At 62.0% G+C, this 14044-nt stretch carries 11 protein-coding genes; 4 read left to right on the forward strand and 7 right to left on the reverse strand.

Features of this window, described 5'->3' with window-relative positions:
• Position 1: 1 nt before the first annotated feature.
• Genes tssE through tssB form a run of 3 tightly spaced genes read right to left on the reverse strand, consistent with a single transcriptional unit; the run spans position 2 to position 2420 of the window.
• Positions 2-412 (reverse strand): type VI secretion system baseplate subunit TssE, encoded by a 411-nt coding sequence (gene tssE / locus OZ911_RS10950; protein ID WP_031312002.1) that lies wholly within the window; start codon positions 410-412, stop codon positions 2-4.
• Positions 409-1899, reverse strand: coding sequence for a type VI secretion system contractile sheath large subunit (gene tssC, locus OZ911_RS10955; RefSeq protein WP_023048041.1), 1491 nt, complete (start codon positions 1897-1899; stop codon positions 409-411). Before tssC ends, tssE begins: the two co-directional genes overlap by 4 nt.
• Before the next feature lie 17 nt (positions 1900-1916).
• A complete protein-coding gene (gene tssB, locus OZ911_RS10960) occupies positions 1917-2420 on the reverse strand; it encodes a type VI secretion system contractile sheath small subunit (RefSeq protein WP_031312001.1) in 504 nt (167 codons plus the stop codon).
• A gap of 327 nt (positions 2421-2747) precedes the next feature.
• Between tssB and vasI the strand changes: the two genes are divergently transcribed.
• Genes vasI through tssM form a run of 3 tightly spaced genes read left to right on the forward strand, consistent with a single transcriptional unit; the run spans position 2748 to position 8472 of the window.
• A complete protein-coding gene (gene vasI, locus OZ911_RS10965; RefSeq protein ID WP_172455913.1) occupies positions 2748-3398 on the forward strand; it encodes a type VI secretion system-associated protein VasI in 651 nt (216 codons plus the stop codon).
• A complete protein-coding gene (gene tssA, locus OZ911_RS10970; protein ID WP_070086878.1) occupies positions 3386-4849 on the forward strand; it encodes a type VI secretion system protein TssA in 1464 nt (487 codons plus the stop codon). The genes vasI and tssA overlap by 13 nt, the downstream gene beginning before the upstream one ends.
• Positions 4846-8472, forward strand: coding sequence for a type VI secretion system membrane subunit TssM (gene tssM, locus OZ911_RS10975; RefSeq protein ID WP_070086877.1), 3627 nt, complete (start codon positions 4846-4848; stop codon positions 8470-8472). Before tssA ends, tssM begins: the two co-directional genes overlap by 4 nt.
• A gap of 19 nt (positions 8473-8491) precedes the next feature.
• Here tssM and OZ911_RS10980 read toward each other — a convergent pair whose 3' ends face one another.
• From OZ911_RS10980 to OZ911_RS10995, 4 genes are read right to left on the reverse strand one after another with little or no spacing between them, the layout of a single operon-like run.
• A complete protein-coding gene (locus tag OZ911_RS10980; protein ID WP_023048035.1) occupies positions 8492-10174 on the reverse strand; it encodes an FAD-dependent oxidoreductase in 1683 nt (560 codons plus the stop codon).
• A gap of 42 nt (positions 10175-10216) precedes the next feature.
• Positions 10217-10537, reverse strand: coding sequence for an NIPSNAP family protein (locus tag OZ911_RS10985; RefSeq protein ID WP_016486126.1), 321 nt, complete (start codon positions 10535-10537; stop codon positions 10217-10219).
• Positions 10522-12255 carry an FAD-dependent oxidoreductase gene (locus OZ911_RS10990; protein ID WP_016486127.1) on the reverse strand — a complete coding sequence of 578 codons (1734 nt, stop codon included), beginning with the start codon at positions 12253-12255 and terminating at the stop codon, positions 10522-10524. Before OZ911_RS10990 ends, OZ911_RS10985 begins: the two co-directional genes overlap by 16 nt.
• A 4-nt stretch (positions 12256-12259) precedes the next feature.
• Positions 12260-13069, reverse strand: coding sequence for a shikimate dehydrogenase family protein (locus OZ911_RS10995; RefSeq protein WP_096425936.1), 810 nt, complete (start codon positions 13067-13069; stop codon positions 12260-12262).
• A 153-nt stretch (positions 13070-13222) separates the two neighbouring features.
• On the opposite strand from OZ911_RS10995, the gene OZ911_RS11000 reads away from it, so the two are divergent.
• Entirely contained in the window at positions 13223-13993 is a 771-nt protein-coding gene (locus tag OZ911_RS11000) for an IclR family transcriptional regulator (protein ID WP_016486129.1), read from the forward strand.
• The last annotated feature ends 51 nt before the right edge of the window (positions 13994-14044 follow it).

Raw genomic sequence — 14044 nt, forward strand, 5'->3', positions numbered from 1 at the left:
GTCACCTCACTCGGGTGTAGCGGTTGTGCCCGTTGACCATCAGCTCGAGCTGCAGGTGCTCTGCGTGGTTGTTGACCTGGACCAGGCAATCCAGCCTGAAATGCAGCTCTAGCGGCGTATGAGCATCGGGCACTGCTTTGAGCGTGCGTATCTGTATGCGTGGCTCGAAGCGCTGTAGGGTGCGGCGGATATCCGCGCTCACCTGTACAAGCAGGTCGCCGTTGTTCACGTCATGCCCGTTGAAGTCGCGCAGGCCCAGCTCAGGGCTGCTCTGGGAGCACCCCAGGCGGGCATTCAGCAGCGTTTCGAGGTGGCACTTGATGGCGGCGAACTTGTGGGAAGCGCTCTCCCGTCGGGAAGGTTCCCGGCTGGTATCCTGATCCCGCATCAAACGATCAAAAAGACCACTCATTGCGTATCGAGCCGACCGACCAGGGAGATTTCGAAATTCGCGCCCATGTACTTGAAGTGCGGGCGCACGGCGAGCGAAACCTGGTACCAGCCTGGGTCACCGGCAACATCCGAGACCTCGATTCTGGCGGCTCGCAGTGGCCGGCGGCTGCGAACGTCGGCAGATGGATTCTCCTGGTCGGCGACGTACTGCTTGATCCATTTGTTCAACTCGGACTCAAGGTCACGGCGCTCCTTCCAGCTACCGATCTGCTCGCGCTGTAACACCTTGATGTAGTGAGCCAGCCGGTTGACGATGAACAGGTAGGGCAACTGGGTACCCAGCTTGTAGTTGGTCTGAGCCTCCAGACCCTCGGGGGTTTTCGGGAAGTTCTTGGGCTTTTGCACCGAGTTGGCCGAGAAAAACGCCGCGTTGTCGCTGTCTTTGCGCATGGTCAGGGCGATGAGGCCCTCTTCGGCCAGTTCGAATTCCTTGCGGTCGGATATCAGCACCTCGGTAGGAATCTTGGCCTGCAACTGGCCGAGGGATTCGTACAGGTGAACCGGTAAGTCTTCGACGGCGCCGCCCGATTGTGGGCCGATGATGTTCGGGCACCAGCGGTAGCGGGCGAAGCTGTCATTGATGCAGCTGGCCAACAGAAACGCAGAATTGCCCCACAGGTAGTTGTCGTGCTGCCCGGCGATATCTTCGTCGTGGTTGAAGCTCTGGATCGGTTGTTCCTGCGGGTGGTAAGCGGAACGAAGCATGAAGCGAGGCCCGGCCAAGGCGACGTGGCGGGCGTCTTCGCTTTCACGAAATGCACGCCACTTGGCATGCCGTGGGCCGGCGAAGAGGTCTTTTATTTCCTTGAGGTTGGGCAGCTCCTCGAAACTGCTCAAGTTGAAGAACTCGGGGGCAGGTGCGGCAAGAAATGGAGCATGGGACATGGCGCCAACGGAGGCCATGTAACTCAGCAGCTTGATATCAGGGGAAGAGGGGCCGAAGTTGTAGTTGCCAACCATGGCCGCAACCGGCTCTCCCCCGAATTGGCCGTAACCTGCGGTGTAAACATGTTTGTAGATACCGCTGCAGGTAATGTCCGCAGCATTTTCGAAGTCGTCCAGCAGGTCCTCTTTACTGGCATGCAAGATTTCGAGCTTGATGTTTTCCCTGAAGTCCGTGCGGTCGACCAGAAGTTTCAGGCTGCGCCATGATGATTCGAGCTGCTGGAACTCAGGCTGATGCAGAATGGCATCCATCTGTTTGCCGAGTACCCGGTCGATTTCGGCAATCATCTGGTCGGCCCGGTGCTTGTTGATCAGTTGATCCGGGTCATTGCTTTTGAGGATTTCGGCAATGAACGCAGATACGCCCTGCCTGGCAACCTGGTAGCCCTCTTGAGCAGGTACCAATTTGGTTTCTGCCATGATCTGGTCCAGCAAGGAGGTACTGCCCAACGTGTCGGTCGTTGCGTCAGTGGTGATGGTGGTGTTGCTTGGCTTAGGCATGGGGACGCTCCGTTGTCTCAGTCTTTGTCGGGTGCTTCAAGCACCAGGTCCAGTTCTTGGGCGAGTTGTTTACGGGTCTGCTCGTTGTTAAGCAGGTGCTGCAGTTGCTTGCGGAAGGCGGGGACGTTGCCCAGCGGGCCTTTCAGGGCGACCAGCGCTTCACGCAGCTCCAGCAGCTTGTTCAGCTCAGGCACCTGGCGCGCGATCCGGTCCGGTCCGAAGTCGTTGATGGACCTGAACTGCAGGTGGACCGCCAGCTCGGCTTCCGGGGCGGTGCTGAGCCTGGAGGGCACAGACACGTCCAGGCTCACGTCGGCGTCGTTCAACACGCTATTGAATGTGTGTTTATCAATGCGCACGACCTGGCGGTCCTCAAGCGCACGGCTGTCATCCAGGCCAAAGTCGCCCAGAACCAGCATCTTGTGGGGCAGCTCCACCTCAGCCTGCTCATTGCTCGTCGCGGGGACATACTTGATATTGACGCGTTCTTTAGGTGCGACGGATCCCGTGCTTTTAGACATCAGTACGTAACTCCCTGTTGAGTTGTAGGAGATTTAGAATCAAGTTGTGTTTAATGTTGTTGTGATCTTGTAGGAAGTTTCCTGCATATGTTTAATTGGTCGGGCTGGCTGCCCGCCTTCTATAAAAACCATGCATGGAAAAGTGTCCGGTGGTCGAGCGTGAAGATGTAAGTAAATATTTGTTTGTGTGCATTCGGAACTCTGTACTAGGCTTCCGCTGGATGTGTTCGAGTTGGCGGCATGCGCATATGTGCATTGGCATTTTTTTGTAGGAAATTTCGCGCCGTAATATAGGCCGTTTGTACTATTTCAGAGAGTAAGTTCAGGATGATTAACCGCTGTGCATATGGCGCTGGTCTCTCGTTGCTGTTTTGTCTGCAATCGGTGCTGGCGGGGCCCACGCGGGACTGCCCCCGGATTGTGTCCAACGTCGAGCGACTGGCCTGTTTCGATCAGGCCGCGGGCACGCCTGCGTACACACCAAAGCGACAGTGGTCAGCACCGGAGCAGCAGGCCCCCAGTGTGTTGCGCGTGATGGCAAATGAAGCTGCACGGGCACCGGATGACCTGACGTTTCGCATCGGCAGCCAGACGCAGGACAGCCCAGGCGCACCAGCGCTCGTGATTTCGGCACCCGCCATTGCATCGGGTGATGAACGTACCTACATGGCGATCAGTTGCATCCAGGCCATCTCCCGGCTACAGCTGATTGCCAGGCGCCCGATCGATGCAAGTTGGGTCAAGGTACGGCTGACCGGGGAGGGCTGGTCTACCCGTGAGACGTCCTGGCAGGTGATGGAGAACGGGCAGGTGCTCGATGCCGGGCGGGGCCTGCCAGCCATCGAGCAGATCAGGAAGCTGATCGGTGCCCAGCGTATCGAGGTTGTGAGTGAGCACGGCGAGGTCGACGGGCTGACCTTCGATGCTCAAGGCCTGGATCCGCTGATCAGCCAGGCGCGAAGCACATGCCGGTGGTAGCGCAGGTATCCGCGGCCGAAGTCGCTCGGCTGCTCGCACCGATTGATCCAGCGGTGCCTGCCGGGCTGTTCGATGTCGAGGACGAAACCTACCAGGCCATAGACCAGGAAATGGTCAAGCTGGGTGGGCTGCAGGACGCCTCGATCGACTGGGTCTACATCGAAGAAGCGTCCCGACAGTACCTGAGCCAGCAATGCAAGCATTTGCGAATTGTTGCGCACCTGAGTGCCGCATGGCTGCGTAGCGGCTGCTGGCAGCGTTGGGGATTCAGCTTGGCGCTGTTGGCCGGCATGATCGAGTGCTACTGGGAAACTGCTCATCCCAAGCCTGGGCCGAAAGGCTTTCTGGGCAAGCGCAAGTTGGTTGGCCTGGTGGTCAGCCGCTTGGTCGAGGCGCTACCGCGTCTTGACCGTTTCACCTTTAGTCCTACTCATGCAGCGGCGGCGCAGGCGGCGTTCAACCACCTGCAGCAACAGGGCACGGCACAGCTGGAGGCAGCTGTTCTCGACGAATTGGGGCGCCTGCTGCGAAAGCACATAGAGCTCGCCAACGGTGTCGGCGAGGGTGCGATACCCAAGCCACCGGCGGCGAGCGTGAAACCTGCGCCGCTGGCCGACGTCATCGCCACACCCGCGTCACACCTGTCGATGGGCAATGAGCGTGAGACACGGCGGGCTGTGCTCGCCATGGCCGAGCTCATCAACCAGCAGGACCCTTATGACGCTACTGGCTACCAGTTACGGCGTTTTGGGTTGTGGGCGCACATTCAGGCTGCTCCCCCGGCCAGGCAGGGCAACCGTACGGAATTGATGGCGGTTCCGCTGGATATCACGCGGGTCTATGAAGAGGCCATTGCCAGTACGGCATTTGACCCTGCACTGCTTCAGCGTATTGAAAAAAGCGTGACGGCTTGCCCCTACTGGATTCGTGGCAGCTTTCTGGCTGCGACCGTTGCCGCACGGCTGGCGATGGGCGAGGTGGCTGAAGCCATCCGTTGTGCGACTGCCCGGTTTGTACAGCGAATGCCGGCGCTGCAGCAGTTGTGCTTCAGTGACGGCACGGTGTTTGTCGACGACCAATGCCTGGCCTGGCTCAAAGGCATGCAAGGGCCCTCCGAGCAAAGTTCAACCTCCCACGAGTTTGGCGGCCTGCGCGAGGAGCTGGTCAGCCAGCTGGAAACCACTGGTGTAGAGCCGGTGCTCCTCAGGCTGCAAGGGCTGCAAGCGGGCTTTCGTGCTCCCCGTGAGCGCTGCCACGCCACCGTGATCGCTGCCGACCTGCTGGCCGCGCGGGGGGTGTCGTGGCTGGCCCAGAACCTGTGCGCCAGCGTTGCCCAAACGATGCAGCAAACCACCGCCAGCGCGTGGGAGCCAGAAGTGTTCCAGCGGCTTCAGCAGTACGCGACATCCCCAGCGCTGGCAGTTCAAGACAAGGAACAGGAGCCTCGATGAATCAAATATGGACGCAACTCAAACGTTGGGGCTTGCCGTGGGTAACGCGCATTGGCCTGGCGCTGCCGCTGCTGCTTGGGCTTGGCGCCTTGCTGATGCTGGTCGCTATCTGGTGGCTTGGCCCGCAATGGATGTGGCGTGAGCAACAGCCGCTGGCAAGTGTGGCTCATCGCAGCGTGGCAAGCCTGGTACTCGTGCTGGTGCCGCTTTTGTGCTGGCTTGTGGTGGTGCGCCGGCGCTTACGCCGCCTGCAAGCAGAACGCCGGCAGGCACGCGCCGTCGAACTGGATGGCACGCTACCGTTCATGCAGGCGCAAGAGAAGGCGTTGAGCCAAGGGCTTGAGCGATACCTCGACAATGCCGGTGGGCGACGCGCCCTGTACCGGCTGCCCTGGTACCTGGTGTTGGGCGATGAAAAATCGGGTAAAACCAGCTTCATCGACCGCACCGATCAGCGCTTTACCCTGACGCGAATCGACCAGGCCCAGGCACGGGGTCGACAGGCTGAAGCACTGGCCTACCCGGTCGGTTGGTGGGTCAGCGACGATGCCGTGATCATTGATCCGCCCGGTATCTTCATCAGTCAAAAGCCCCCGGCTGGTTCGGCCGCCAACGACCCCTCCGAGTCTGAACCCTTCGCGACGCTCGGTACCGAGGCCCGGTTGTGGGAGCACTTGTTGAGCTGGCTTGTGCGTAATCGAAGCCAGCGGGCGCTTAATGGTGTGTTGCTGGTCGTCGACTTGCCGGCGCTGTTGAATGGCAAGCCCGACCAACGCGTCGCGCTGGCCCATGGGTTGCGCACACGCCTGTACGAAGTCAGCACCCAGCTGGGGTCGCGCCTGCCACTGTACGTGGTACTGACCAAATTCGATCTGCTGGACGGCTTCGATCAGTTCTACGGCAAGCTTCCCGCCGCCAAGCGTGAAAGCCTGTTGGGATTCACGTTCAAGCTGGATGCAGTTGAGGCGTTCGATGCCTGGCTGGATGAGTATGACGAGCACTACGGACAGCTTCTCGCCACATTGAACGAGCAGGTGATCGATCGCCTGGACGTACTGGGCAAAACAGCGCCGCGCGGGCGCCTGTTCTCACTGCAAGCCCAACTGGTCGGGTTGCGACCCATACTGCTGGCATTTCTGCGCGAAGCCTTGGCAAGTGACCGTTTCACCACGCCACCGTTGGTACGTGGTGTGTATTGGTCGTCAGTGCTGCAGCACGGCGACATGAGCAATGCATTTGTCCGTGAAGCGGCACAGCCCTACAAGACGAAACTTCCCCTGCGTGAGGGCAAGGCACAGGGCAAGGCGTTGGTCTATTTCATCCAGCAAGCATTCAGGCGGGTTATCTATCAGGAGGCCGGCCTGGCGGGCGACAACGTCCGGGTAGCGCGCAGCAAGCGCCAATTGCTGTGGATTGGTTCTGGCGTAGGCCTCCTGGCGTTCAGTATCGCCATCGCCAGCTGGCAGCGCTACTTCGATATCAATAGCTCCAAGGCTGCCAGTGTGTTCGCCAAAAGCCAGGAGTACAGCCGTCACGAAGTCGATCTGCGGCTTGATCCGACCGGGCGCAACCTGCTGGAGCCACTGGACCAGATTCGCGATGCGGTGGCGGTGTTTGGCGACTATCGCGCGGCGTGGCTGGGTGTTGCCGATTTTGGTCTGTATCAAGGGCGCAACATTGGCCCCCTGGTTGATGAGGCGTACCTGAGCTTGTTGTCCAGGCGTTTCTTGCCGGCGTTGGCCAGTGGTGTGATCGATGCCATGAACGCAGCACCTTCTGGCAGCGAGCAGCAAATGGCCGCGCTCAGGGTTTACCGGATGATCGAGGACCGCGACAGCCGCCGGCCCGAATGGGTCGAGGACTGGATGGCCCGTCATTGGCAACGGGCATTTCCTGGGCAAGGGCAACTGCAGCGTGACCTCATGCAGCATTTGAAGTACGCCTTGGCCTATGCAGACACGGATTTGCCGCAGTACCGCCAGCGTGTCAGCGAAGTGCAGCAGGCATTGCGCAAATTGCCGTTGCCACAGCGGGTCTATGCAGGGCTGAAGCAACAGGCGCAAGAGCAGTTGCACAGCGGTCTGGACCTGCGCCACCAGGTAGGGCCTGCGTTCGATGTGGTGTACCAGCCGTCTTCCGGGGCCAGGCATGGGGAGGAGGAGGTACTGCTGGCCGCCATGCTTACCGCCAAAGGCTTCAGGGAATACTTCGAGCCGCGCAGCCAGCGGTTCGCTGAAATGGCGATGGTCGATCAGTGGGCCTTGGGCGAGCGCAGCCAACTCGACTATTCGGACGTCGACCGCAATGCGTTGACCGAACGGCTGCATAACCTCTACAGCGCCGATTACATTGACAGCTGGCGACGCGCCTTGAATGCATTCACCGTCGCCGACTTCCGTGATCTGGACCATGGTGTCACGGTCCTGCAGCAGTTGACCGGCCCAGCAGCACCTTTGCAGCGGCTGCTGGATACGGTGAGGGATAACACCTCACTCGCTTCCCCGGCTGGTGTTGAAATAACGGGTGAACTGAATACGCTGCGCTCAGCAACGCGCAAACCCGAGCAACAGCAAGCCTTGGCCATCCAGCGGGCGTTTGCAGGCTTGGGCGCGATGCTGCAGGCCACAGGAGAAAAGCCGAGCTACTACGATGAAACCCTCGGCGCTGTTGCGGCCGTGCTGGACTACGCCAAGGCCGTACAGGACAGCCCGGACCGCGGCAAGGCCGCACTGCAAGCTGTGCATCAGCGCTTTGCGATGACCGGGCATGACCCGATAGGCACCCTTCAACGTATTGCCACAGGCTTGCCGGAGCCCATCAACCATCAGGTCAGAAAGCTCGCCGACCAGACCGCCCAGGTGCTGAACGTTGAAGCACTGCGCGAACTGGAGCGGCGTTGGGATGCTGAAGTTTACAGTTTCTTCCAGCAACGTCTGGCAGGCCGCTACCCCTTTATGGTGAAGGCACCCGATGCTTCACTCGATGACTTCGAGGCGTTCTTCGGGCCGAAAGGGAGGCTGCAGCAGTTTCATGATCAATACCTGGAGGTCTTCCTGAAGGAGAACCTTGAGGCCTTGCAATCCGCTCAGCACGGGCAATCCTTGATTCGCGCCGACGTGATCGAGCAACTCGAGCTGGCGGATCGCATCCGCGAAACCTTCTTTGACCAGCGCGGCAAGTTGAGTGTGCAGTTCAGCATCGAGCCGTTGGGGCTCAGCGCTAACCAGCGCACCAGTCTGCTGGACCTCGATGGTCAGCTGATTTCCTACACCCATGGGCCGAGCCAGATCACCGGGATCGTCTGGCCCAATACTTTGGGGCAGCAGGTGCGCAGCAACCTTACCTTGCTGAGGCAGAACGGTAACAGCAGCAGCCTGGAGTACCGCGGGCCGTGGTCGATGTTCCGCTTGCTCAGCCGCGGCTCACTCAATGGGCGGACGCCAACCAGCGTAGACCTGAGCTTCCGGACCGGTGATGGCGTGATGCGCTATCGACTGAATGCTGAAAAAGCCTTCAATCCCATCACCCAGCAACCGTTCAAAAGCTTCCGGTTGCCGCGAGGGTTGTTGCAACAGCCGCCCAAGGTGGTTCAGGTAGAGCAGGCGCATGGGCAGCCTTTATGAAAACCAGCCCTTGCGGTGTTCACTGTGAACGCAGGCCACTTAACGCTCTACCGGCCAGATACCCAAAGGTCATCCCCGGGCCAAGGGTAATACCACCACTCGGGTAATACCCGCCCATCACGCTGTGCATGTCATTACCCACCGCAAACAGCCCGGGTATCGGCTGCCCCGCGTGGTCCAGCACCCGGGCCGAGGCGTCGGTGCCCAGGCCGGCGAAGGTGCCAAGGCTGCCTGGCAGCAGTTTAACCGCATAAAACGGCCCCTCCAGCAACGGCCGAAGCGACGGGTTGGGTGCCTGCTGCGGTTCACCCTGGGCCCTGTTGTAGGCCGACGTGCCGCGCTGGAAGGTCGGGTCTTCACCCTGTGCCGCAAAGTGGTTGAAACCGTCCACAGTGCGCTGCAACTGCCCGGCATCGATCCCGCAACGCTTCGCCAGCTGTGCCAGCGTAGCGCCGCTGCGCAGGTAGCCACAGCGTTGGTAAAAGCGGGTAGGGAAGGGAAACGGTTTGGCCCAGCCGATGCCGTAGCGGCGCTGCGCCGCGTGGTCGCAGATCAGCCAGGCTTCAGGCGGCTCGCCTTGCGGCGTGGCAGCGAACAGTGTGTTCATGAAGTCATGGTAGCAATCGGCTTCGTTGACGAAGCGTCGGCCATCGCGGCGCACGGCAATGAAGCCGGGTTTGGCGCGGTCGATCAGGTGCGGGAAATGGCCGAAGGTTCCATCTTTGCGTGGTACCCGCGAAACCGGTGCCCAAGCGCCGGCTTGGGCCAGCTCGGTGCTTACCAGGCCACCGGCCTGTTCGCCCAGGCGCAGGCCGTCGCCGCTGTTTTCTTTGGGCGCGGCAGAGTAATGCCGGGTGCCATCCGGCGCATGCGCCATCAATTGAGCGATGCGCTGGCGGTCGTGCGGGAAGCCGCCACAGGCCAGCACCACACCCCGGCGTGCGTGAATCGCCTGGCCATCGGCAAACAGCGCGCCGCTGACCCGGCCTTCTCCCAACAGGCGGCTGGCCGGCTTGTCGGTCAGCAGCGTCACACCCAGGTCCAGGGCGCTGCGCAGCAGGCGTGCCACCAGTGCGTTGCCATTGACCAGTTGCTGGCCGCGTCGGTGTAGCAGCAGGTCGCGCCCGTGGCGCAGCAGGCGCTTACCTACATGCAACGCTGCCTTGAACGAGCGCGTGGCATTGAAAAAGGCGGCCATGTCGGTGCCGCCGGCAATGCCCATGCCGGCCAGGCTGACGATGTCCAGCGGTGGGCGCAGCCTGTGCAGCCAGGGCCCTAGCAGGCGGCCGTCGTAGGGCAGTGCGCACAGTGAACGGCCGCCGTGTGCGCTGCCGTCACCTTCGCGCATGTCGGGCATGCGGCTGCCGGACTGAAACTGCACAGCAGTGTGCTGCTGGAAAAACGCCACCATCTCGGGGCCGTAGCGCAGGAATGCCCGCTGACGTGGGTCCAGCTCGTGGGTGTGGGTTTGCGCACGCAGGTAGCGTTCTGGGGCATCGTCGGTTTCGACGATGCCTTCGGCAATGGCCAGCGGGTTGCGCGGTACCCATAGCCAGCCCCCCGACCAGGCGCTGGTGCCGCCCAGCTGGCTGGCTTTTTCCGCAACGATCACGCGCAGGCCGTGATGCGCAGCGGTAACGGCGGCTGCCAGGCCAGAAGCACCGGAGCCGATGACGAGTACGTCACATTCGAGGGGTTGCATGCAGGGGTTCCGCTCAGGGGTTGATAGAAGGTCGCTTACGGTTTACTTCAGCGGCGAAAAGCCGGTGGGCCGCATCAGTCGCGATTGCAGGCGTACTACCGCACCCAGTTCGCGGTTGCGCCGCGAGAATTCTGCCCAGCGCGGGTCTGCTGCCATCGCGGCGCGGCGCGCGATGCGCTCATCGAGGCTGGTATAGCCCCAGATGTGCACCACCTGGTTCACGTCGCCAAACTCGCTGGTAAAAAAGCCCACCAGGTTACCCAGGTGTTCGCTTTGCACTTCCAGCGCATGGCTTTGGTACAGGGCCAGCCAGTCGGCCATTTTCAGGGGGTCGAGGGTGTAGGTTCTCAATTCGTAGTACATGCAGAGGTCTCCGTTTGGGTGGCCGGCGCCTGCAGGCGCGCGGTGATGTGGTTGGCAGCGAGCCAGCCGAAGGTGAGCGCAGGGCCCAGGGTGATGCCGGGGCCGGGGTAAGTGCCTTTCATCAGTGAGTTCATGTCATTGCCGACCGCGTACAGCCCGGCAATCGGCTGGCCGCTGCGGTTCAGTACATTGGCATCGGCGTTGGTCACCAGGCCGCAGGCCGACCCAAGGTCGCCGGTGTGAATGCGAATGGCGTAGAACGGCCCGCTTGCCAGTGGCGCCAGGCACGGGTTAGGGGTGTGTTGCGGGTCGCCCATGTAGCGGTTGTAGCTGTTGCCGCCTTTGCCGAACGCGCGGTCGATGCCATTGCGGGCATCTGCGTTGAACTGCTCGAGGGTTTGCGCAAGCACCTGTGGGTCAACGCCGATGGCCTGGGCCAGGGCCTCTGGTGTTGCGGCCTGGTACAGGTAGCCGGCGTCGATCAGCGCCTGGTTGTTTACCGGTTTAGGCCGCGCCAGGCCCAGGCCGTAGCGGTTCATGGCCTCGGCATCGCAGACCAGCCAGCAGCTGGCAATTCCGTTGGCGAACATGGTCTGCACGAAGTGGTGGTAAGAGTCCGACTCGTTGACGAAGCGCCGCCCGGTCGGGTCTACCGCGATCACGCCAGGCTTGGCGCGGTCGGTGACCAGGTGCGGGAAGCGTTCACGCTCGCCACTGGCATGGCGCAGTTCGGAAACCGGCGCCCAGAAGAAGTTGGCCGCCAGGCCCTCGCCCTGGGCTGCCGACACAGCCTGGCCAAGGCGCAGGGCAGCGCCGTCGTTGGCAGCGGGCGACATGGTCAGGTGCGGTGTTGGCTGGGCGGGCCGGTAGCCAGCGGCGAGCGCGCCCGCCGCGAACCCACCCATGGCGCACACCACACCGCCACGCGCCAGTACCCGCACACGGCGCCCCTCGTGTTGTACCACCACGCCCGTGACCACGCCCTGTTCAACGATCAGCTCCAGGGCCTCGCTGCGCAACCACAGTTGGGTGCCATGGGCGAAGGCACTGGTGGCCAGGCGTGCGATCAGGGCGTTGCCGGTAGTCAGTCGGGTGCCACGTGGGTGCTGCAGGCGGTCCCGAGCGTAACGCGCCATCAGTTTCAGGCAGTGCCACAGCGACCTGGGTGAGCGGCGTATGCTGAGAAAATGCTGGATATCCACGCGGTTGACCATCATGCCGCCGAACAGCAGCATCCCGGGCGGTGGCATCTGCAGGTCCTTGAAGCGCGGGCCGAGGTGCTTGCCGTCGTATTCGACCATTTCCAGCGCCCGACCAAACTGGGTGGCGCCGGGCGCATCGGGGTAATAATCCGGTGAGTGCGGGCGCAGGGCGTAGCGCAGCTCGGTGTGCTGTTCCAGCCAGCGCAGCGCCTGGTGGCCCTGCTCGATGAAGGCGTCTGCCAATGCAGGCTCGTAGCCATCGCCGATAACGTGCCTGAGGTAGGTGCGCATGGCCTCGGGGGAGTCCTTGGCGCCAGCGGCGCGGGCCTGGTCGGTGCCATACAGCCACACCGCCCCGCCGGAAATCGCCGACGTGCCGCCGAAGTGCTCGGCCTTTTCCACCACCAGCACCTTCAGCCCGCGCCGCGCTGCCGTGGCTGCAGCGGCAAAACCTCCGGCGCCGCTGCCCAGCACAATGAGGTCAAAGCGCTGCTGTGTGTTTTCGATAGTGGCCATGGCCTCAGATCTCCAGTGGCGTCACGCCCATGAAGGCGCCGAGGTGGCCCAGTTGGGCGAAGGCCATTTCCGGGCCAGTCTGGATCGCACAGCCAACCTGCCGAGCCCGGTGCAACAGCGGGGTGATCTCGGGCGAGGTGACCACGTCGGCGACCAGGGTGTCGGGCTGCAGGGTTGCCAGCAGCGCGGCAGACAATGGCAGCTCTGCGCTTGTACCCATACCGACGGGGGAGGCATTGGCCACAAGGTCGAAGTCTTCAAGCCCGCTGACCTGCGTGCTGATGCCGAGCCCGGGGAAGGCCCTGCCAAGCAGTTCGCATAGCGCGCCCAAGCGTGCAGCACTGGGGTCATGGAGGGTGATGCTGGCAATACCGGCCTCACCCAGTGCATAGCTGATGGCACTGCCGACTCCGCCGCAACCAACCACCAAGGCCCGCTTGCCCGCCGGCTCGAAGCCATGCTTGCGCGCAGCCCCCAGGAAGCCGGCGCCGTCCACGTTGTCGCCCAGCAAGCGCCCGCCAGGCTCGCGGCGAATCACATTGACCGACCCCAGGGCGGCCGCGCGCGCGCTCAGGCCGTCCAGGCAGTTGGCCAGGGCTTGTTTGTAGGGCACAGTGACCACGCAACCACGCAGGTTCTGCCAGCCGCGCAGGCTGTCTGCAAAGCTGCCCAGCGCTGCTTCGTGCAGGTCGATGGGCAGCATGGCGATGTTGCAGTTGTTGTTGGCGAACCAGGTGTTGAAGTTCTCGGGGGACTTCACCTGGGCGATGGGCGAACCGACGATTGCGACGAGTTCAGTGGAACCACGAATCATGCTGACCTCCTTATTGTTTTGTTGTGGAGGCAAGCGTGCTGCACGGGCGGGGGCGTCAACAATGCGCTGATCGGGCTTTTAGTGCGATAATCGCAATCATGAGCCGGTTATCGCAGTGAACGGCAGTTTTGCAACCCGTTATGAGCCAAAACAATGAACACGTCCGTCATCCACTCCCGGGACCTGATCGCCGGGTTGCAGAAAGGCCTGGCCCTCATGCAATTGTTCAGCGCCGAGCAGCCACGCCTCAGCGTGCCGCAGGCGGCCAGGTTGTCTGGCCTTACCCCCAGCGCCACACGGCGGTTTTTGCTGACCTTGGTGCACGAGGGATTTGCCGAAACCGACAGCCGCGAATACTGGCTGACACCCAAGGCTTTGCGTATTGGCCAGGCGTATGTGGACTCGGCGCAACTGCCGCGCATGCTGCGGCCGATCATCGAGCAGGTGGCGCGCCAGACCCAGGAACATGTGTCGGTGGGTACCCGCGATGGGGACGAAATCATCCACCTGGTGCGCAGCCGTTATAGCCATGTGGCTTCGTTGTCGATCAGGCCCGGCTCGCGGGTGCCGATGTATTGCACGGCCGGGGGGCGGATCTGGCTGGCCTGGCTGGGTGAGGGGGAACGGGAGGCGTACTTTGCACGCAACCCCCTGCGGCCGTTGACGCCTTATACGCTGACAGACCGGGCGCAGCTGGACGCGGAGTTGCAGCGGGTGAAGGGGCAGGGTTTCTGTATCGTTGATCAGGAATTTGAAATCGGCATGCGGGTGCTGGGTGTACCGTTGCTGGACCGGGCCGGTCAGTTGAAAGCGACGCTGACCATCACAACCCACGCTTCGCGGTTGAGTGTTGATGAAATCCGTTTGCGCTATCTGCCACCGCTTTATGAGGCGCAGGCGCTGTTGCGGCCGGTGCTGGATTGAGGCGTTCATACCGCAGGTAGCCCGCTGCGATCCGAGCTGCGATAGCTGGCC

The organism is Pseudomonas fortuita (assembly GCF_026898135.2).
Lineage (GTDB): Bacteria > Pseudomonadota > Gammaproteobacteria > Pseudomonadales > Pseudomonadaceae > Aquipseudomonas > Aquipseudomonas fortuita.